This window comes from Streptomyces sp. NPDC021562 (assembly GCF_040640875.1).
Lineage (GTDB): Bacteria > Actinomycetota > Actinomycetes > Streptomycetales > Streptomycetaceae > Streptomyces.
Window position 1 is genome coordinate 187,870 of record NZ_JBFACN010000010.1, and the last position, 19,726, is coordinate 207,595.

17 protein-coding genes and 1 tRNA gene are annotated in these 19,726 nt (G+C 72.1%); 8 read left to right on the top strand and 10 right to left on the bottom strand.

Translation table 11 applies throughout. The annotated features are described in order from the left end of the window. The first annotated feature begins 94 nt into the window (after positions 1-94). Positions 95-700 (top strand): VTT domain-containing protein, encoded by a 606-nt coding sequence (locus AB0G52_RS17880; RefSeq protein ID WP_361337218.1) that lies wholly within the window; start codon positions 95-97, stop codon positions 698-700. 16 nt (positions 701-716) lie between these two features. Here AB0G52_RS17880 and AB0G52_RS17885 read toward each other — a convergent pair whose 3' ends face one another. After that, positions 717-941, bottom strand: a complete 225-nt coding sequence (locus AB0G52_RS17885; protein ID WP_132886554.1) for a DUF2277 domain-containing protein — start codon at positions 939-941, stop codon at positions 717-719. A 90-nt stretch (positions 942-1,031) separates the two neighbouring features. On the opposite strand from AB0G52_RS17885, the gene AB0G52_RS17890 reads away from it, so the two are divergent. Beyond that, positions 1,032-2,006 (top strand): 2-dehydropantoate 2-reductase, encoded by a 975-nt coding sequence (locus AB0G52_RS17890; protein ID WP_361337219.1) that lies wholly within the window; start codon positions 1,032-1,034, stop codon positions 2,004-2,006. Between the two features lie 22 nt (positions 2,007-2,028). On the opposite strand, the gene AB0G52_RS17895 is transcribed toward AB0G52_RS17890, so the two are convergent. Further along, positions 2,029-2,490 carry a GNAT family N-acetyltransferase gene (locus AB0G52_RS17895; protein WP_361337271.1) on the bottom strand — a complete coding sequence of 154 codons (462 nt, stop codon included), beginning with the start codon at positions 2,488-2,490 and terminating at the stop codon, positions 2,029-2,031. A 404-nt stretch (positions 2,491-2,894) separates the two neighbouring features. Beyond that, a complete protein-coding gene (locus AB0G52_RS17900; RefSeq protein WP_361337220.1) occupies positions 2,895-3,458 on the bottom strand; it encodes a hypothetical protein in 564 nt (187 codons plus the stop codon). A gap of 133 nt (positions 3,459-3,591) precedes the next feature. Between AB0G52_RS17900 and AB0G52_RS17905 the strand changes: the two genes are divergently transcribed. The 3 genes from AB0G52_RS17905 to AB0G52_RS17915 all read left to right on the top strand — a co-directional run bounded on the left by AB0G52_RS17905 (position 3,592) and on the right by AB0G52_RS17915 (position 6,701). Next, entirely contained in the window at positions 3,592-5,529 is a 1,938-nt protein-coding gene (locus AB0G52_RS17905; RefSeq protein ID WP_361337221.1) for an SMI1/KNR4 family protein, read from the top strand. Between the two features lie 140 nt (positions 5,530-5,669). Then, a complete protein-coding gene (locus AB0G52_RS17910; protein WP_361337222.1) occupies positions 5,670-6,320 on the top strand; it encodes a hypothetical protein in 651 nt (216 codons plus the stop codon). A 51-nt stretch (positions 6,321-6,371) separates the two neighbouring features. Continuing rightward, positions 6,372-6,701, top strand: coding sequence for a hypothetical protein (locus AB0G52_RS17915; protein WP_361337223.1), 330 nt, complete (start codon positions 6,372-6,374; stop codon positions 6,699-6,701). A gap of 47 nt (positions 6,702-6,748) precedes the next feature. Here AB0G52_RS17915 and AB0G52_RS17920 read toward each other — a convergent pair. Together AB0G52_RS17920 and AB0G52_RS17925 are read right to left on the bottom strand one after the other, a co-directional pair. Then, a tRNA-Val gene (locus tag AB0G52_RS17920) sits at positions 6,749-6,820 on the bottom strand. A gap of 78 nt (positions 6,821-6,898) precedes the next feature. After that, positions 6,899-8,440: an IS200/IS605 family accessory protein TnpB-related protein gene (locus AB0G52_RS17925; protein WP_361337224.1), complete on the bottom strand. Its 1,542-nt coding sequence runs from the start codon at positions 8,438-8,440 to the stop codon at positions 6,899-6,901. Positions 8,441-8,704: 264 nt separating this feature from the next. On the opposite strand from AB0G52_RS17925, the gene AB0G52_RS17930 reads away from it, so the two are divergent. Further along, complete coding sequence (locus AB0G52_RS17930) at positions 8,705-10,117, top strand: hypothetical protein (RefSeq protein WP_132886560.1); 1,413 nt, start codon at positions 8,705-8,707, stop codon at positions 10,115-10,117. Between the two features lie 99 nt (positions 10,118-10,216). Further along, positions 10,217-10,768 (top strand): DUF4383 domain-containing protein, encoded by a 552-nt coding sequence (locus AB0G52_RS17935; RefSeq protein ID WP_132886561.1) that lies wholly within the window; start codon positions 10,217-10,219, stop codon positions 10,766-10,768. On the opposite strand, the gene AB0G52_RS17940 is transcribed toward AB0G52_RS17935, so the two are convergent. The 3 genes from AB0G52_RS17940 to AB0G52_RS17950 all read right to left on the bottom strand — a co-directional run bounded on the left by AB0G52_RS17940 (position 10,756) and on the right by AB0G52_RS17950 (position 15,511). Continuing rightward, positions 10,756-11,928 (bottom strand): amidase domain-containing protein, encoded by a 1,173-nt coding sequence (locus AB0G52_RS17940; RefSeq protein WP_132886562.1) that lies wholly within the window; start codon positions 11,926-11,928, stop codon positions 10,756-10,758. The two genes, AB0G52_RS17935 and AB0G52_RS17940, sit on opposite strands and share 13 nt — an antisense overlap. Positions 11,929-12,054: 126 nt before the next feature. Continuing rightward, the gene (locus AB0G52_RS17945) at positions 12,055-13,353 is read right to left on the bottom strand and encodes a hypothetical protein (RefSeq protein WP_132886563.1); all 1,299 of its coding nucleotides are present in this window, start codon (positions 13,351-13,353) and stop codon (positions 12,055-12,057) included. A gap of 49 nt (positions 13,354-13,402) precedes the next feature. Next, positions 13,403-15,511, bottom strand: coding sequence for a transglycosylase domain-containing protein (locus AB0G52_RS17950; protein ID WP_361337272.1), 2,109 nt, complete (start codon positions 15,509-15,511; stop codon positions 13,403-13,405). 620 nt (positions 15,512-16,131) lie between these two features. On the opposite strand from AB0G52_RS17950, the gene AB0G52_RS17955 reads away from it, so the two are divergent. Further along, on the top strand, positions 16,132-16,338 hold the full coding sequence (locus tag AB0G52_RS17955; RefSeq protein WP_132886564.1) for a zinc ribbon domain-containing protein: 207 nt from the start codon (positions 16,132-16,134) through the stop codon (positions 16,336-16,338). Here the strand turns inward: AB0G52_RS17955 and AB0G52_RS17960 are convergent. Both AB0G52_RS17960 and AB0G52_RS17965 read right to left on the bottom strand, forming a co-directional pair. Continuing rightward, complete coding sequence (locus tag AB0G52_RS17960) at positions 16,335-17,147, bottom strand: HAD family hydrolase (protein ID WP_132886565.1); 813 nt, start codon at positions 17,145-17,147, stop codon at positions 16,335-16,337. The genes AB0G52_RS17955 and AB0G52_RS17960 overlap by 4 nt on opposite strands. Beyond that, entirely contained in the window at positions 17,147-19,714 is a 2,568-nt protein-coding gene (locus tag AB0G52_RS17965) for a phosphoribosyltransferase (protein ID WP_361337225.1), read from the bottom strand. Before AB0G52_RS17965 ends, AB0G52_RS17960 begins: the two co-directional genes overlap by 1 nt. Positions 19,715-19,726 lie beyond the last annotated feature (12 nt).

Sequence of the window (19,726 nt, forward strand, 5' to 3'; positions counted from 1 at the left end):
TGGGGACACTCTGTCACCGCCCCGCGTACGCTGTATGGCTGTCGTCGGGGGGCGCACCAGGCAATCAAGCGGGGGAACCGTCGTGTGGGAAAGCATGGGGTCACTGGAGGCCGGACCCTGGATATACGCCATGGTGGCCCTCTCCGTGCTGCTTGATGTGTTCCTGCCGGTACTGCCGAGCGGGGTGCTGGTCATCACCGCGGCCACGGCGGCGGCGGCCGGTTCCGGCGCGTCCGCCGGCCAGGTCCCGCACGCCGTGCCCGACATCCTCGCGCTGACCTTCTGCGCGGCCGTCGCCTCGGTCCTCGGCGACTTCGTCGCCTACCGGCTCGCCTGGCGCGGCGGGGCCCGCCTGGACCGCGCGATCGCCCGCTCCCGGCGGCTGAGCAGCGCGCAGGAACGTCTCGGTGAGGCCCTGTCCCGAGGCGGCGGCGCGCTGGTGGTGCTGGCCCGGTTCGCGCCGGCCGGCCGCTCGCTCGTCTCCCTCGGCGCCGGCGCCGCCCACCGCCGCGTCCGCGACTTCCTGCCCTGGTCCGCCCTCGCGGGGCTGAGCTGGGCGGTCTACAGCGTCGCCCTCGGCTACCTGGGCGCCCAGTGGCTGGGCGCGACCTGGGTGGCGACGGCGGTGTCGGTGGCGGCGCTGTGCGGGGCGGGCGCGGCCGCGGGGTACCTGATGCGAAGACGCGGCCCGGTCGCCTAGGGGTGGCGCGTCCCGCTCAGCCGCGGGCGGCCTGGCCCCGTACCTCCAGCGTGCCCAGCAGGTCGGCGGTGGCCGCCGCCACCGCGTCCACCGCCCGCTCGAACGCCTCCCGGTTGTGCGCGGCCGGCGCCCGGAACCCGGACACCTTCCGTACGTACTGCAACGCGGCAGCACGGATCTCCTCCTCCGTGGCCTCCTCGGCCAGCTGGGGCGGACGCAGGGTCTTGATACTCCGGCACATGTCCCCAGTCTCCCGCAGCCCTCCTCCTCCTGCGAGGATCTTCCCGAGGCGGCCACCGTTCCGGGGCCGACCGACGAGAGGACCGAACCCATGACGAACGCATCCGACACCTCCGGTGCGCCGAACACACCGTCCACGCCCACGCCGGACACGCCGACCACGCCCGCCGGACCCCGGCTCACCGTCGCCGTCCTCGGGCCCGGTGGTGTCGGCGGTCTGCTCGCCGCCCTGCTCGCCCGCGCCGGCCACCGCGTCCTGTGCCTGGCCGGCGAGGACACGGCCCACGCCCTGCGCACCACCGGACTGCGCGTCCACAGCACCGTCTTCGGCGACTTCACCGCCCCCGTGGCCGCCGACACCGCCCTGCGCGAACCGGTCGACGCCTGCCTGATCACCGTCAAGGCCACCGCCCTGGACGCCGCCCTCACCCGGATCCCGCCCACCGCCCTCGGCGACGCCCTCCTCGTGCCCTTCCTGAACGGCGTGGAACACCCCGCGCTGCTGCGCGCCCGCTACTCCCCCGACCAGGTGGCGCCCTCCGTGATCCGCGTCGAGTCCACCCGCCGGGCCCCCGGCCTGATCGAACACACCAGCCCCTTCGCGGAGATCGACCTGACCGGCGCCCAGGTCCCCCGCGACCGCCTGACAGCCCTGGCCGAAACCCTCACCGCGGCGGGCCCGGCCACCCGGGTGCTGGACGACGAGACCACCGCCCTCTGGGCGAAGATGGCGTTCCTCGCGCCCTTCGCCCTGCTCACCACCCGTTACCGCCTCCCGCTCGGCGAGGCCCGCACCCGGCACCGCGAGGAACTGGCCTCCCTCGTCGCGGAGACGGCCGCGGTCAGCCGCGCCTGCGGCGCCCCCGTCGACCCGGCCCAGGCCCTGGCCCGCTACGACGCCTTCCCGGTCGCCACCAAGTCCTCGATGCAGCGCGACGCGGAGGCCGGCCGCCCGCTCGAACTGGACGCGATCGGCGGGGCGTTGCTCCGCGCGGCGGACCGCCACGGCGTACCCGTGCCGGTGACGGCACGCCTCGTACGAGAACTGCGCGAGGCGGCCCGCTGACCCCCGAAGAGGGCACGGACCGTCACAGGGGCGCCGCGTAACAGCGGACGGACACCGTCTGCCGGGGGCTCCACCGCTGTTCCACCGTGGCCAGCAGCTCCCACCCCAGCCGCTCGTAGAGGGCTGCCGCGGCGGTGTCGGACGCGACGACGTCGAGCACCGGATGCAGGCCGTGCCGCCGCGCTTCCGCCACCGCCCGGCCGATCAGCAGGGCGCCGATCCCGTGCCCCCTGGCCCCCGGGGCGACGAACAGCCTGCCGACCACGGCGGCCGCGCCCGGCGTCGTCCCGTTCCGCTCGCTCCACAACGCCGGGGCCGCATCCCCTTCGCCACTTCGCGACAGACCGACGTGCCCGACCGGACACCCGTCGAGTTCGGCGACCCAGGAGCCCAGCAGGGGCCCCTGGGACAGCCACGCGCCCGGCTGCGCGGGCCAGTTCACCGGATAGCCGTCGAGCCGGTGGACCTCCGCGAGGACCCGCACGCAGTCCTCGACATCGGCGTCGGCCCGCTGCCGGACGCGGGGGCGCACCCTCTCGTCGGGTCTTCCGTAGCTCTCGATCTCCACTCCGGTATGGAAACACAGCCCCCCGATCGGCCAACGGCTCACCAGGCAGGGCGCACCGGCCCGCCGACGGGAACCGCGCCAGGCCGGCGACGAGTACGCCGAAGCGCGCCTCGCCCCGCACGTCCCGCCACGGCACGACCGCCGGCCGGGCCGCCCGGCCGGCGGCACGCGCGGCGGCCCGGTGAAGCGACGGCCGCCAACACCCCCCTCCGGCCCGCGCACAGGTGGGTCACCAGCCGGGCGGTCGCACCGCTCAACTCGCCGGCGGCAGCGTCCTCGCACCGCCTGGGCGTGCCGACCCGGCAGCGGCCCGCGGCGGGCTACCGCCCCGGCGTCCGGGCGGCGGTGAGGAAGGCGGCCATCTTCTCGCGGCTCTTGATGCCCGGCGCGGTCTCGACGCTGCTGGAGACGTCCACCCCGTAGGGGGCGAAGGCCTCGACGACACCGGCCACGTTGTGCTCGTCCAGGCCGCCCGCGATCACGACCCTGCCGGGCAGCTCCGCCACCCAGGCCGGGATGTCCGCGAACACACCGCTGCCCGCGCTGGCGTCGTAGAAGAAGTACTCCAGTTCCTCCGGGCGCTCGGGCGGGGTGCCGGAGGCGAGGGCGAGGTTCGGGATGTCGGCGGTCTCGTAGATCTGGACGGTGTCGAAGTGCTCGGCGACGGCCGCCGTCTCGGCGTACGTCAGGGCCACGGCGAAGGCGGGGATCCGGCCACGGGCGTACCGGGCGAGCCGCACGGCCTGCTCGGGCGGGCAGTAGCGCTTGCTCTTCGGGGTCACGACGATCCCGATCGCGTCGTACCCCAGCTCGACGGCCCAGTCGATCTGCTGCTCCCGGGTGAGTCCGCACACCTTCACGAACGTCGGCCGTTGCCCGCTCATCCTGTCCCCTGCTCCGTTCTCCCGCCGAGCGGGAAGGCGATCGTGCCGACCAGGGTCTCATCACGGGAGCCGCGGCACGGAAGTCGCGCCACGGGGCGGGGTGTTGTCAGTGGCCGCTGGCAGGATCGCCCGCATGACGGACACGAGCGAGGACTGGCGGTCCCTGCTGACGCGGTGGAGCCAGGAGTGGGCGGACGCGCGGGCCGCGGAAGTGGCGCAGGACGAGGCGGCGGCCCGGGACGAGGAGTCGTCGCAGACGCGCGGGCTGGGCTTCCCGGGCGCCCCGGAGGAACGGATACGGGCCATGGAGGAGCGGCTCGGGCACCGGCTGCCGCCGTCGTACCGGACGTTCCTCGCGGTGAGCGACGGCTGGCGGCACGCGGGCGGCTTCGTCTGGCTGCTCGCCGGCACCGACGGAGCCCGGTGGCACGAGGACTCGGCCGGGCTGTCCGAGTACTTCCCCGGCGAACTGGACGAGAACTCCACCCCCCAGGACGAACTCCTCGCCGGGATGTGGGGGCGGGCGCTGCAACTGGACGTCGAGTCGGATGCCCTCTACGTCCTGCTGGACCCCGGGGACGTGGACGACGCGGGCGAGTGGGCCGTCTACACCTGGGCGCCCTGGCACGCGGACAATCCCACGCGGTACGGGTCCTTCCGCACGTTCATGGATGCCATGTACCGGCAGTTCCACCACCTGGAGGTGAGCCGCGCCGAGCGGACGGGCGCGGTGTTCGCCAACGCCACGACCCGGGCCCAGGACGCGGCCGTCGGCACCGCGCGGCTGGACGCGCTCGGCGGGCGGTACGAACAGGCCGCGGCGGCTCTGGCGGAGGCGGTCTCCTACGGCCGGCCACGGGCGACGGGCCTGCGTGACCAGATCCGCAGGCTGCTCGGCGAGACGTACATGGTGTACTTCCACGGCCTGGCCGACGACCCCGTGTACGTCCCGGAGGTCGTGCCGGTGCTGCTGGCGGAGCACGTGCGCACGGGACGGGACGGCGACCTCCCGCCGCACGCCCTGCCCGGCGCGTCCGACGCGGTGCGCGGGACGGCGGACGGGATCCTGGGGCAGCTCCGCGAGGGCACCTACCGCTACACCGCCGAGGGCCCCTTCGGCCGGGCCGTCGAGAAGGCCCGCGAGCAGGCCCGCTGGGGCGAGACCGACGCCGCCTGGCACACCCTGCGCGCCGCGCTGCCCGAGTGGCGCCCGCTCAGCGCCGACCACCTCGCCCCGGTCGGTCTCTGCGCCGACCCGCTCCTCGGTCCCCTGATCACCCCGGAGCGCGGCCGGGAACTCCTGGCCACGCCCCGCGCCGGGCAGCCCGGGGACACCCCGCCGCCGGCCGCGGACCTGGACCCGCCGGGCCTCGCCTGGCCGGCGGACGGCGACCCCGGCCGCCCCCGTGACCCGTACCGCTTCCTCCTGCTGGAAGGGGTCGCCCCGGCCGGGCTGCCCGCCCTGATCGGCGCCGACGGAACCACCGCCCTCGACGCCCCGGCGACCCGCTGGGAGGCACGGCGCCTGCCCGCCGACGCCCCGGACTCCCCGCCCTGGGCGGACCTGGCCCGCATGGCCGTGGGCCGGGCGGGCCCCGACTGGAGCTTCGCCTTCGAGTCCCGCCCGAGCGGACACTTCGACGAACGGCGCTTCACCTCCCCGGCCCTCGCCGCCTCCGCCGCCACCGGCGGCCGCACGGTGACCGTGTGGAGCCGGCCCTCCACCGGGCACCGCCCCGCCGTCTTCCACCTCTCCGTCGCCCAGAACGGCGCGGAACGCTACGCCCTCACCACCGACGGCACCACGACCACCACCCGCGGCCCGGTCCCGGAGTTCCTCCTGCCACCACCCGGCACACTCTCCGGGGACGACGGGCTCCGCCGGGCCGAACGCCACGTCCTCGAAGCCCTCGCGCGGCACCTCGCCGTCCGCCTGCCCCGCTTCGCCCTCACCCAGGGCCGCCTGCACACCCTCCTCACCCGCCCCTGGAACCGCCCACCGGGCCCCGGAGAGGGCTACCTGACCGTCCGGGTCGTGCCCGGAGGGGCGCCGCAGGGCACGCCGTCGTAGCCACCGGAGTCGAACGGTGGTGCTGGGCCCACCCCGTTTCCGGTGTCCAGGACCAGCGACGGCACCCCCCGGCGGAGGGCACGCTGCACAACGTCGGCGAACGGGCCGGCGAAGCGCTCACCACCCACCGGGGGACTCCCATGACCGAAACCCTCACGCGGCGCCTGACCGGCGTCTCGTGCATCGCCGCCGCGGCCGCCCTCATCGTCGAGGTACCCCTGTACTTCGTCTACTCGGGCCCGCCGCCGGACGCGAACGTCCTGAGCAGGCTGCTGATCGGGATCGTCGCCCTCGCCTGCCTGCTGGTGTCCGTGACCGCCCTGCGGGAACTGATCCGGCGGGCGGACCCGGCCTACGAGTGGGCCGGCTCCCTCGTCCTCGCCACGGGACTGGTCTATGTGACGATCACGCTGGTCTCCAGCGGCCTGGAAGCGGGCGCCGTCATCGCCGCCGACCACCCGATCGACCCGACCGTCGCGGTCAGCGGCACCTACGTCCTGTACGGGTCGATCTCCCGGCTGATGCTGGCGATGTTCCTGGCCGCGCTGGGCTTCGCCGTCTCGCGCACCCGGCTGCTGCCGCCGTGGGCCGGCCGGTCCGCCTACGCCCTGGCGGGCGTCAACCTGGCCTTCGTGCCGTCCCTGTTCTTCGGCAACACCCCCGCGCACTTCTACGCGGCCAACGGCTGGGGCACCACCGCGCTGATGGGGGCGCTCCTCGGTTACTGGCTGCTGGCGCTCGGCGTCTGCGTCTACCGCAGCGGCACCCGGCCCGTCCGTTCGAACGCATGAACCCCACGAACGAACTCGCCACCTAAAATCGAACAGGCGTACCATTGCCGTGTGGCTGCGACCTATGACTTTCCGAGTGACCTCCTCGCCGGTCAGGAGGAGCTGCATCAGGTCCGGGCCGAGCTCTCGGCCCTGCTGAAGCGGCTCCCCTGGTCGGTCGTGCCCCTGGACGGATTCAGCGACGAGGGCGGCTGGCGCAAGGTGGAACGCCCCGCCTCCCCGGGCTGGACCGAGGACGAACAGGCCGAGGTGGAGAAGCTGCGCCGACGCGAACACGAGCTCGCGGTGTTCGTCAGCGGCCACCGCTTCTGGGCCGAGGTGACGGCCCCGGACCGCATGGACGCCCGAAGCCGCCTCAAGCACACGCACGAGGAGGACTGAGAACGGCAGAGGACCCCGGCCGGATCGGCCGGGGTCCTCTGTTCACGTGGGCGCGGACGGTTTCGAACCGCCGACATCCTGCTTGTAAGGCAGGCGCTCTACCACTGAGCTACGCACCCGGGACGAGTCGACAGCCTACATTGTCCCGGGCTCCGTCCGGCAATTCCGTTTCCCGGACCGGCGAGGCGTAGCGATTCCTATGGACCGAGCGGAAGTACGCCGTGCTCAGCCGCGTGCTCCGAGTGGTGTTGAGCACGCTGGTTCCTCGCGTTCGCTCCGCCCCCGGGCGGCACGGATCGAGTCCGCGGTCCGGATGGGCGGGGGCGAGGTCCCTCACGCCGTCCGGGCTCCGACTCGGCCTGGAGGGTCCGATGCCCGTAACCATCACTCCGGTGGGTACGGGGCGGTGCCTTCCGTCGCCTGATCGAGTGCCCGAGGGCGCGTCGTCCGATCGCCAAGGCCGCAGCGTCGTGGCGAGTGGTTGGACGAGTTCTGGTGGTGAGAGGCTTCTGCCAGTGCTGAGCCCCCCATTGACTGGTGTAGGCGGGGTCGACCGCAACGACCGTGATGTTCTGCTCGGCCGCCATCGCCACCAGCCGCGTCCTGAGCCGAGTCGTGGGGAAACGGGACAGGAGCCGACGGAAATGCTTGGCGCGGCCGTGCTTCTCGCGGGTTCCGGCGTCGGTGAAGTCGAGGTCTTCGACGGCGATGGACGCCGCTCCGCGGCGCCGGGCGTAGTGAAGCAGCTGTGTCAGCGCGTGCCTGATCTGGGCGTCACGATGCGATGCGCCGCCCGACAGGTCATAGGGGAAGCGCCTCGGCTCGCCCACAGGATTGCCGTGCACGTCCACGTACCAGGCCGCGAGATGATTCTCGTTCATGTCGACCGCGACCACGCCTCGTGCCAGAGCCGCCGGGAGGGACAGTGCGGGGACCACCGCTCGCTGCCAGACGGCGGTGAGATACCAGCGACCGCGTTGGACGTCGTAGTGAATGCGATAGGCCACCGCTCGGTCCGCGGTGATCCGGTCTCGCCACTCCTCGGCCCGGTGGCCGAACGCCACCGTCGAGGCCAGCGCGTACCGGCCGTGCGGCGCGTTGGCCAGGTGGGCCAGAGCAGCCGGAAGCCGGATCGAGACGTGTCCGCCGTCGGTGACGCGGATGGTCTCGTTGCCGTACCGCTTGCCGGACTCCCCGTCCGCCGAGAGGAACATACGGGCGGCCTTCCAGCGCCGCCTCATGGCCTCCCGGCTCGGCCCGCTCTCGTCCAACCGGTTCCACAGGCGGGCGAGTCTCCTGCCACCGCGTACGACGCGCACCCGCCCGGATGCCCAGTCAGCCTGCACGGACGCCAGACGAACGCGGAGCGCCTGCAGACGGCGAGCCTTGGCGTGCCATTCCGTCCGGTCGGCATATCCGCGCGGTAGTGCGGTCAGTTTTTCGGCCTTGGCGCCCAAAGGTCTGGCCAGGCGCGCCTCGATGCGGGCGGTCTCGGCGCGCAGCCAGCGCATCTCCGCCGCCTGCCCGCGCCGCGCCAGTGCCCACTGGTCGTGCGTGGCCTTGGTGATGCTGCCCGCCCACCTCGCCGACGAGGAGACAGTCAACTCGCGCTTTCGGTCCGCCCAGGCGCCGGCGCTCGGCTCCGCCCCCTGCCGGGACCGTACGGCGAGATCCCGTGATGCCAGAGAGCCCAGAAGTGCACCGACCTCGGTCAGTACCGCGACGTCCCGCTCGGACAACCGGAGCCGCGTCCGGACACTCGTGCCCGTGGGGGCGGCCACGAGGAACGAGGCCCTGATCTGGCGCACCGCACCCCCTCTGCCGATGACGAGACGATCTCTTCACCTCCCCCAACGAGCTTCCTCCCAGATGGTCACTCGTGCGAGTAGCGAACCTTTGACCCCCGTGATCGTGAACTGACCGGCCCGTGTGTTCGTCTTCCCCGGGTGGGACAATGTCATCACCGCACGAACACAGGGCGTACCGCGGCACGGGAGAGGGAAGTGACGGCGACAACGGCGACACCCGGGCAGTCGTACTCGCCTCCCCCGCGCTCCCGGCTGCGCCGGGGTGCCGGTGGGTCCGCGCGGTCCCGGGCGGTCCTGGACTCGCTCGCTCTGGCCGGTCTGCCGCTGCTGGCGCTGCTCGTGGTGCCGGGCGCCTTCGCCGGCGGCGGGACGCGGCGCTGGTTCGGGGGGCGGGCCGAGGGGCAGCGGGTGGAGGCGCAGGCGGCCAAGGACGCCGCCGCCGCCGCGTTCTACGAGCTGGACACCGCGCAGCGGGACCTGCGGATCTCGATGGAGACCATCTCGGCCGTCGACGACTCGCCGGCCGCCCACCGGGCCGTCTCCGACTTCGAGGCTCTGGGCCGGCGGATCGACGAGGTGAGCAACCGCTACATCCAGGCCATCGACGCCTACGACCTGGACCGGGACGACCTGGAGGCGTCCGTCGCGGCGCGGGCGCGCACGGAGATCACCCAGGCGAAGGACGAGCTCGTCGGGGTCAAGCGGGAGCTGGACCGGTTCGGGGAGTCGCTCGGGCCCCTGCTCGGCAAGGCCGAGACGCAGCTGGCGCGGCTCGCGCCCGCCGTGGAGCGGGCCCGGCAGGCGCTGCTGGCGGCCAGCAACGCGCTCGACGCGGTGCGTGCGACGCGGCTCAGGGCCGACGACCTGGCCGCGCGGCTGGCGGCGCTGTCGCCGGAGCTGACGAAGCTGAACCAGGGCGCCGGCCGGCACGGGGCGCAGGCGACGCTGGAGCGGGCCGGGCGGGTGCAGCGGGAGGCGGAGGCCATTCGGGCCGCGGCGGAGCGGCTGCCCGAGCAGGCGGCCGAGATCGACCACCGGCTGGTGAGCCTGCGGACGCGCGCGCAGGCGCTGACCACCCGGGCCGGGCAGGTGGACCCGGTCCTGAGCGAGCTGCGGCGGCGGTTCTCGGCGGCCTGCTGGCAGGATCTGCAGCAGGTGCCCGAGCAGGCCGCGGCGAACGTCCGGCAGGCCGAGGTGAGGCTGCGGGAGGCGCAGGCGGCGCGGGACGCGCAGCAGTGGGCGGACGCGACCTCGCTGCTGTCCACGGTGCGGGCGCTGCTCAACGGTACGGACGAGGCCGTTTCCGCCGCGGGTGAGCGGTTGTCCCGGCTGAACGCCGTGCAGAAGGATCCGCAGGCGGAGATCGAGCGGACCCGGTTCGCGATCCGGGACGCGCAGCGGCTGGCGATGGCCGGGCGGACCAGTCCCGACCCGCGGCACGCGCGGCCGTTGGACGACGCGGTGGCGCGTCTCGAGCGGGCGGCCGGGGCGCTGGAGGGGCGGCATCCGGACTACTGGCGCTTCCTCATGGAGACGGAGGCGGTACGGCAGTCCGTCGCGCGGGTGGTCGCCCAGATCCGGGAGGACCGCGGAACCGCCGGTCACTGACCGCGCGGTGCCCGGCCCGCTTCGGCGGGGCGTTTGCCGGGCGGCGCCGGGGGGCGGATATTGGGGGGAGCGACCCGTAATCCAGAGCAGGAGGCGGAGATGGCCTCACACACGGCGCGCTCGGGGACGCGGCGGCGGATCACGTTCGACGAGGCACTGCCCGTCGACCACCGCCTGAACAGGGTCTACCGGATCGGTGCCGGTCTGATGGGCCTGTTCCTGCTGGCCTTCGGCATCCTCGGTCTGACCGACAACATCGGCTTCTTCGACACGGGCGGGAACACCGCGATCGGCCTGAACACGAACGGCGCGCTGAGCGTGCTGTCGATCTGTGTGGGGCTGCTGCTGTTCGTGGGGATGGTGATCGGCGGGAACTTCGCGTCGACGCTGAACCTGGTCCTGGGGGTGCTGTTCATCCTGAACGGCTTCCTGTTCCTGGGCCTGCTCGGCACGGACTCGGACTTTTTGGCCTTCAGGATCCAGAACGTGCTGTTCAGCTTCGTGGTGGGTCTGGTGCTGATGGTGTTCGGGATGTACGGCAGGGTCAGTACGAACCTGCCGCACGACAACCCGTACTGGCGGGCCCGCCACCCCGAGGCGGAGCAGCGGGCCGCACCGGCGGCCGGGGCGGCCGACGATCAGGTGCGGTAGGCGTAGTAGTACGCGTTCGGGTAGGACGCGATGAGGCTCGCCAGCGACCTGCGGTAGGTGTTGTTCGAGTGGTAGGTGACGTACGGGATGCCGTTGGCCTTGTACGTCACGATCATCGTGTGGTCCTTCGAGCCGTCGCGGTCGAAGTCCATCTGGATGACGTCGCCGACCTCGGCCTGGTAGACGTTGGCGAGCGGGGTGGTGCGCTTGGAGTTCTGGGCGAACCAGGACCACTCGTTGACGCCGACGAACGAGTCCGACTGGATGTCCGCGTTGCCGAACCACTTCGTGTAGTCGTACACGTAGCCCGGGACGTGCTTCCAGCCGCCGGCCTTGAGGGACTGGCTGACGAAGTTGGTGCAGTCGCCGCCGGCGGTGTGGTTGTTGAAGTCCGGGTAGTCCGGGTTGTAGTTGTTCCAGTACTTCTCGGCGTAGGCGGCCATCGCCTTGTAGTCGTACGTGCCGCCGGTCAGCGTCTTCGGCACGGCCACCGGGTTGCGCGTGGTGGCCGCGCGCGGGGCGTCCGGGGTGGTGTTGCCGTCGTCGCCGGTGGCGGGGGCCTTGACCGAGGGCTTGGACAGCGTGTTGACGGCGAGGCCGCCGTCGTCGGTGTCCTGGATCCTGGTGAGCTGCCAGACGCCCTGCCGGTCCGCCTTGAAGGTCAGCTCGTGGTGGGCCTGGAAGCCGGTGTTCTTCGGCTGGCCCTTGGCGGCCTTCGCGTAGGTCAGCGTCGTGGTCTCGGTGACGTCGGCCTTGGCGGTGCGGCCGGTGACCCGGGTCGCGTCGAGCGTGACCTGGGTGCTGCCGGCGCTGTAGGTCTCGCCGAGCTTGGCGATGCTGCTCTGGCGGCCGCGCAGCTGGCTCAGCGCCTTGTTCTCGTCGCGCGTCTGGGTGCTGGAGAGGCGGACGTCGCCGGAGAAGCGGGAAGTGGTCTGCTGCTGGGCGGCACCGTGGACGAGCGCCTGCGTGCGGTCGGTGAAGACCGCGTCGGCCAGCTTCTGGAACGTCGCCTTGGTCGCGGCGTTCACGGTGGGGTCGTCGACGACGGCCGCGCCCGCGCTCCAGTTGGGCACGAGGGCGACGCCGGCGACGACCGACGCGGCCGCCGCCGTGACTATGGCCGCGCGGCTCCGCCTACGGCTCAGTTTTCTGGATTTCAATGGTGATTCCCCTCTACGCCGGTACACCTACCGGGCGACGGCATCTTCGCACGGCGTGTGTGACCCCTGTGAAGGGGGTTGCAGAATCGGAATGCGCGTGCCGCCGCGCCGACTTGAACCGGCCGTTCACTTCACGATGGTGGACCAGTCCGCGGGTGCCTGGGCCGGGTCAAGGGTGCGCAGCCGGGCCAGGGTCCCCGGGTCCTGGGCGTCCATCCAGTCGGCGAGTTCCTTGAAGGAGACGCACTTGACGCCCTTCTTGGTGCATATCTTCGGGACGATCTGGTCGATGGCCTTCATGTAGATGCCGCCGTTCCAGTTCTCGAAGTGGTTGCCGATGAACAGGGGGGCGCGGCTGCCGTAGTAGACGCGGTTGAAGCCGTCCATGTAGGACTGGACGGTCTGCTGTTGCCACTGGGCGTACTTGGCGGGGTCGCCGTCGGTCTCGCCGTTGGACTGGTTGTAGAGGAAGTTGAAGTCCATCGACAGGCCCTGGTAGTCGCCGCCGGGGTAGGGGAGCATCTCCAGGGGGAAGTTCCACAGGCCGTCCTTCTTCGACGGCCATATCTGGAAGTCGCCCGGGGAGCTGGCGTCGTACTTCCAGTTGTAGCCGTACTTCTGGAGGGCCTTGAGCAGGTTGGGCTGGCCTTCCAGGCAGGGAGCACGGCCGCCGACGACCTCCTGCTTGAAGTCGAAGGGGAGGGCGGGGATGTCCTTGAAGCCGGTGTTGGTCTTCCAGTTCTCCACGAAGTCGTAGAACTGGTCGATCTCGCTCTTCCACTGGGCGACGCTCCAGTCGCCGCCGCCCTTGGCCTCGCAGAAGTGGCCGTTGAAGTGGGTGCCTATCTCGTTGCCCTCTTCGTAGGCCTCGCGCAGCTGTTGCAGCGTGGTGCGTATGTGGGCGTCGGTGGCGTAGTCGATCGCGGCGTCGCCGGGCTTGTGCATGGGGCCGGTGTAGAGGTCCTTCTTGCTCTTGGGCAGCAGGTAGATGCCGGTGAGGAAGAAGGTCATGTGGGCGTTGTACTCCTTGGCCATCTCCCGGTAGTGCGAGAAGAGATGGTCGTCGCCCTCCAGGGCGCCGTCCCAGGAGAAGACGACGAACTGGGGCGGTTTCTCGCCCGGCTTGAGCTTCTCGGGCTTCAACTGGTCCTTCTGCGGCCCGGTGTACGACGTGGAGCCGTCCCCGAGGATGTGGGTCTTGCCGTCCCACTTCGGGGAGGGGGTGGCCGACGGGCTGGCCTTGCGGGTGCCGGCGGCGGTGGGGGTGGTGTCGTCCTGTCTGCTGAGCACCAGGTAGCCCGCGACGAGGGAGGCGACGACCAGGAAGGCGGCCAGCGTGATGAACTCCGGGCGGGCGGGGCGGCGGTCACGGGTGGGTGCCTTGCGGCGGTGGCCGCCGGTTGTCGGTTTCGTACGGGGCTTCATGCGGGGCTCATTCTGCGCGGGTGGCGGGGGCGGCTCGGGGCTTCGGTGGTCATTCAAGGCCCATCGCCTGCGCCCAGACCGTGTACGGGACGTTGTCGGTGCCTGTTCCGGCCAGTCCCTGGAGCGGGAGCGGCTCCAGGGACTTGTTCAGGTCGATGCGGTATACGACGACCGATGTCGTCACGTTCGAGGAAGTGCCCGTGTACCAGGAGGCGATGTCCTTGCCGGTGGCGTCGGTGGTGCCCGCCTTGCCCGCGGCCCGGGTGGTGAGGGCGGTCGTCGGGTGGGCCAGGCGGAAGGACTCGGTGAGGGCCTGCTGGACGTTTTCGGCGACGTCGCCGCGGACCGCGCGGGTGGGCCGGGGGGTGTCCAGGGCGACCCGGCGGCCGTTGCGGGTGATCTTGGCGACGGAGTACGGCTCGGTGTGGTCGCCGCCGGCCGCGAAGGTGGCGTATCCGCTCGCCATGCGGATCGCGCTGGGGGTGGAGTTACCCATGGAGAGGGCCGGTACCTGCGCGCCGATGGTGTCGGAGAGCAGTCCTGAGGCGATCGCGGTGGAGCGCACCTTGTCGAGTCCGGTGTCCATGCCGAGTTGCATGAACGGGGTGTTCACGGACAGTGCGAGGGCCTTGTCCAGGCTGATCTGCCCGTAGGACTTGCCGTCGTCGTTCTTCGCGAAGACCTTCTTGCCGCTGCGGTCCCAGTACGGCCCGTCGAGCGTGGTGACGGGGACCTTGTCGTCGCCGTCGTAGACCGTCCCGGGCAGGACGTCGGTGACGGCGGCGCCGCGTTGCTTGTGCACGCCGTTCTGGAGCCCGGCGGCGTAGACGAAGGGCAGGAAGGAGGTGCCGGCCGGGACGGTGGTGGCGTTGGACTCGTTGTAGCCCTGTTTACGGTGGTCGGGGCCGCCGTAGACGGCGAGGATCCGCCCGTCGGTGGCGACCGAGGCGGCGCCGTAGTGGGCGGCCGCGGCGAGCTTGGGGTCGCGGTCCTTGGCCGCCTTGCGGGCCTTGGTCACGGCCTTGGTGAGGGTGGCCTCCTTCGTGCGGTCGAAGGTGGTGTAGATCTGGTATCCGCCGAGGTCGAAGTCCTTGTCCGAGATGTGCGCGGACTTCTTGGCGTACTGCTGGGCCAGTTCCACCAGGTAGTCGCTCTGGCTGCCGGTGTCGTACACCTTGTTGGTCGGGATCGGCTCGGGGAACTTCGTGTACGTGGCCCGCTCGGCCGGTGACAGCTTGCCGATCTTGACCATCCGGTCCAGGATCCAGGACCAGCGCTCCACCGCCCGCTTGTGGTTGGCCTTGCTGAGCGTCGGGTCGTAGAGGCCGGCGCCCTTGAGCAGTGAGGCGAGCATGGCGGCCTCGCTGGCGTTCAGCTTGCTGACGTCCTTGCCGTAGTAGGCCTGGGCGGCGCGCTGGATGCCGTACGTCCCGCGGCCGAACCAGCTGGTGTTGAGGTAGCCCTCCAGGATCTGGTCCTTGCTCATCTTGTTGTCGAGCTTGAGGGAGATCATGGCTTCGGTGAATTTACGGCTGACCGTCTGATTCTGCGAGAGGTAGACGTTCTTCACATATTGCTGGGTAATGGTGGAGCCACCTTCGGTGTCTCCTTCGCCAACTGTCCGCCACAGGGCGCGAGTTATGCCTCTGACGGAAATACCGGGGTCCGAGTAGAAGCTCTCGTTCTCCGCCGCGAGCACCGCCCACCGCACGTCCACGGGTATGTCCTTGAGCGGCATGTCCTGCCGCTGCACCCAGCCGGTCCTGGCCATCGGCGTGCCGTCGGACCAGAAGTACACGTTGTCCTGCTGGGTGGCGTAGCTGTTGAGGTTGGACGGTATGTCCGTGGTGGCGTAGGCGACGACGAGGAACATCCCGGTCAGTCCGATGCCGCCCAGCCAGGCACCGAGCCACTGCCGCCAGGAGGGCATCCAGCGCCGCCAGCCGGTCCGGCCCGGCCGCGGGTACATGGGCCGCAGCCGGCGCGCGTAGGGCGCCAGGGGGGCCAGCCTGGGCCCCACGTGGGCCCAGAGGGCCGCCCACGCCGCCAGCACCCGTTCCCACGGCGACAGGCGCGCGCTGCGGCGCCGCTCGGCGCGGCTCGCGGGGGCCGCCGGCTCCGGCTGCGGGTGGGGTTGTCCGGGCACCCGGATCTGCATCGTGGCGTCCGCCCGCAGGGCTGCCACCTTCAGGTGCAGGGTCTCGTCGTGGACCGGCACGTCCGGCTTCTCGCGCCGGGCGCCCGCGCCGTCGCCGCCCTTGGGCTTCGCCTCGCCCTTCGCCTGGGCCTTCGCCGCGTCGCCGTCCTCGGCCCGCAGGGCGTGCAGCTCGTTCCACAGAGCCTCCGCCTTCTGCCGTGCAACCTCCTGCGCACGCTGAGCGTCGTCGCCCTTCTGCCACAGAGCGTGCTCCGCCCGCAGCGCGTCGACCTTCAGATGCAAGGTCGCGTCCGGCTCGAACGGCTTCTTCCCCCGGGACTTGGCCTGGTCATGGCCCTTCTCCGGGCCGCCCGTCCGCTCCGTTGCGTCCGTCACGACTGCGTCTCCCCTCGCACTCGGTCTTGCGCGCGCGGTTAGACGGGTCAGGTGGACAGGCCGCGACAGGCGCGGCGCTTCGAGCCCCCCTCTTCCCCCGGTCTTTCGGCTCCTCGCGGCCAGCTCAAATTATCAGCGATCTTTTCAAAATCTCCGCACAAGTATCGGACAGAAAGGAACACTCATGAAATTCTGAGGTGTAGTGATGCCCGTCACTCCCGCATCACTGCCGTTAGCCTGTTCCCATGCCCCGCTACGAGTACCGCTGCCGCACCTGCGCCGCCACCTTCGAACTCGCCCGTCCGATGGCCGACTCGTCGGCTCCGGCAGTCTGCCCCGAAGGGCATGAAGACACTGTAAAGCTCCTGTCCGCGGTCGCGGTGGGCGGGACCGGGTCCGCGCCCGCCGCCGCCCCCCAGGGCGGCTGCTGCGGCGGCGGCTGCTGCGGTTAACCCTCCGTACGAACCGTCTTCAGGAATTCCCGCAGGATGCGTTCCCCGGCGAGCACGCCCCGTTCCGGCAGCGCGCTGATGGCCGGTGCCGTCCACCCGGCGTCGGCCAGCTCACCGTGGCCGGGGCGCCAGCCGCGGTCCGCGGCCAGCAGCAGGTCGGCGTCGAGCAGCGAGTCCCCGGCGGCCAGCGTCAGCCGGGCCCCGGTCCTGCGGGCCACCTCCCGCATCGCCGCGCTCTTCGTCAGCGGCTTCGGCACGGCGTAGATCTTCCGCCCCTGCAGGGACACCGTCCAGCCGCGGTTCTCCGCCCACACGGCCAGATCCTTCACCCACTCCTCGGGCAGCAGCTCCCGCTCCACCACGAGGTAGGCGAACAGGTCCTCGGCGACCCGGTGCTTGCGCAGCCACAACGGGTCGGCCCGCTCCGTCAGGTACGCCCGTACCTCCTCCAGCGGCGCGCACTCGTCGGCCAGCCGGGCCAGCACGCGCGCGTGCCAGTCCCCGTCGGACACCCCGTCCACGAGCAGGTGCCCGCCGTTGGCGCAGATGGCGTACGTGGGCGCGGGCCCCGGCAGGTTGATCCGCTGGTACTGCTTGCGGGTCCGGGTCGTCGTCGGCACGAAGACGGCCGCGTCCCCCAGCTCGGTCAGCAGCCCGGCCGCCGTCTCCGTGAGGTACGACAGCGGCCTGGCCTCGTGCACCTCGACGCAGAGCAGCCGGGGAGCCCGCGCGTCCGGCACGGTCAGCGCCAGCGCGCCCGCGGAGTAGATCAGCGTACGGTCCAGGTCGCTCGCGACGAGCACCGTCATCAGAGGTTCACCGCCCGGCCGTCGGCACCGGTCGCGCCGCGCGTGTACTTGGGGTGGATCAACCCGACACAGGTGTAGGGCAGTTCGCCGACCTCCTCTACGGGCACCCCTCTCTGCTCCGCGAGCAGCCGCACGTGGTCGAGGTCGGCGCCCGCCCCGGCCCGCGCCAGGATCTTCCAGGGCACCCGGCGCAGCAGCACGCGGGTGGTCTCGCCGACGCCCGGCTTGACCAGGTTCACGTCGTGGATGCCGTACTCCTCGCTGATCCGCTCGACGGCCGCCCAGCCCTCCCAGGTCGGCGTGCGGTCGGCGACGGCCAGTTCCTTCACGGCGGCGTCCACCGCGTCCACGACCTCGCCGAAGCGCGCGGCGACCGCGTCCAGGAAGGCCACCGACACGTCGGCGCCGGCCAGTTCGCGGTAGAACTTGGCGCCGTGGAAGTCGTGCGGGCCCACCAGGTCGGCGCGCAGCACGGTCCGCGAGATCAGCCCGGAGACGGTCGAGTTGAGGCACGCGGAGGGGATCAGGAAGTCCTCCCGGGTGCCGTACGTCCGCACGCACGACCCGGGGTCGGCGAGCACCGCGATCTCCGGGTCGAAGCCGGTGACGCCGGCCTGTTCCTCGAACTCCTCGATCGCGTCGGCCAGTTCCCTGGTGATGGCGCCCTTGCCGGTCCAGCCGTCCACGAAGACGACGTCCCGCGGGTCGTGGTGGGCGGCCAGCCAGCGCAGGGCGTTCGCGTCGATGCCGCGGCCGCGCACGATCGAGACGGCGTAGTGCGGCAGGTCGAGGCCGTACCGGAACTGCGCCCAGCGGCGCATCAGTACGCCCACCGGGGTCCCGGCGCGGGCCAGCGACACCAGCACGGGGCGCGGGGAGCGCTCCGCCAGCACGGTCTCGGTGACGACCCCGACCGCCTGCGCGATCCTGGCCGCCGAGGTCCCGAGGGCCGCGTGGAAGAGGGCCTGGTACCGCTCGCTCGGCTGGTACTCCACGGGCAGCGACTCGGCGTAGTGCGCGCCGCCGCTCTGGATGGCCTCCTCGCGTTCCTCGGTGGGCGCCTCCAGCGTGACGTCCGAGAGGTCCTGGAGCAGCCAGCCGACGTCGTCGGGCGCGTAGGAGGAGAAGGCGGGGCCGCGGAGGGGCTCGGGCAGCATGGCGGGGCTCTCTTCGGACAGCGCGGGGACGTACGACGGTACAACCGCGAGCAGGACGTGCGGGACATGCGCGCCGAGGCGGGCCAGCAGGCCGTCGGGGGCGTGCAGTTCGGGGGTGTCGCCGGTGGAGTCGACGAAGAGGACGACGGCGTCGAAGCCGGCGCCCGCGACGTTGTAGGCGTAGCGCTCGCCGGGGCCGTCGGCGGGGTTGTCGTGGGCCGGGAACACGAGGCGGCTGCGGATGGCGTAGCCGGGGTCGTCGACGGCCAGGACGGGTGACCGGGTGGTGGTGGAGTACCGCACCTCGGCGGTGACCAGGGCCTCCAGCTCGCGGGCGACCCTGAGGGGCGTGTACATCAGCTCCTCGAAGCCGAGCGTCAGCACGCGGCGGGCGTCGGGGGGCAGGGCTTCGGCGAGCCTCGCGGCCATGAGCGGGAGGGCGGACTCCAGGCGTATCCGGTGGGCGGGGGTGAAACCGTGCCGCCCGCCGTCGGGGAGGCCCGGGGGCCAGTGCAGGTCGACGCGGTGGCAGGTGGTGCGGTCGTCGGTCGGGTGCGGGTACGTGGGGGCCGGTCGCGCAGTTCCCCGCGCCCCTGACGGGGCGCTCGGCAGCGCTCCCTGAAGGGGCGCGGGGAACTGCGCGCTCAGCCCCGGCGCACCCGCACCCGGCAGATCAGATGTCGCCGCACCCCCTTCGTACCGCGCCACCAGTTCCTGTCCCTTTTCCAGCACGCCCTCGGGCAGCCGCACCGTCCCCGAGGCCGCCGCCACCAGGTCCACCTCGGCGCCGATCTCCTCGGCGAACGAGGTCAGTCGCCCGGCGTCGGCCGGGGAACGCATATCCACCAACGCCACCACGACGTAACGTTTCCGCGGACAACGGGCGTGCAGGTCGCGGATGGTGTTGAGGACCGTGTTGCCCGTGGAGAACTCGTCGTCGACCAGGACCAGCGGGCCGTCGGAGGCGAGCAGCGCGGGGTCCTCCGGCAGCAGCAGGTGCGACGTGGCGTGGGAGTGGGACTCCTCGAAGCCGCCCGCGGGGGCCACCCCGGCAACCGGCCGCCGCGTGGAGTGCAGGTACGGCGCGAGCCCGATCCCGTCGGCCACCGAGTGCCCCAGCCCCGTGGCGGTCTCGGCGTAGCCCAGCACCACCGACCGCGCCGCCTCCCGCTCGCCGAGCAGCTCGCGCACCCGCCGGCCCAGGCCGAACCCGTGGCCGTACACGACGGACGGCGCCTGCGGGACGTGCTTGCCGAGGACGTGGGAGACCAGCAGGTGGGCCCGCTTCGGGTTGCGGCGCAGGGCGAGGCCCAGCAGGGCCCGCAGCCCGTCGTCGCCCACCAGCTCGACGCCGAGCCGCTCCGCGACCCAGCTGCCGGACCAGACCCCGTCGTTCGCTGAGATGTTCATGCGTTCCCTGTG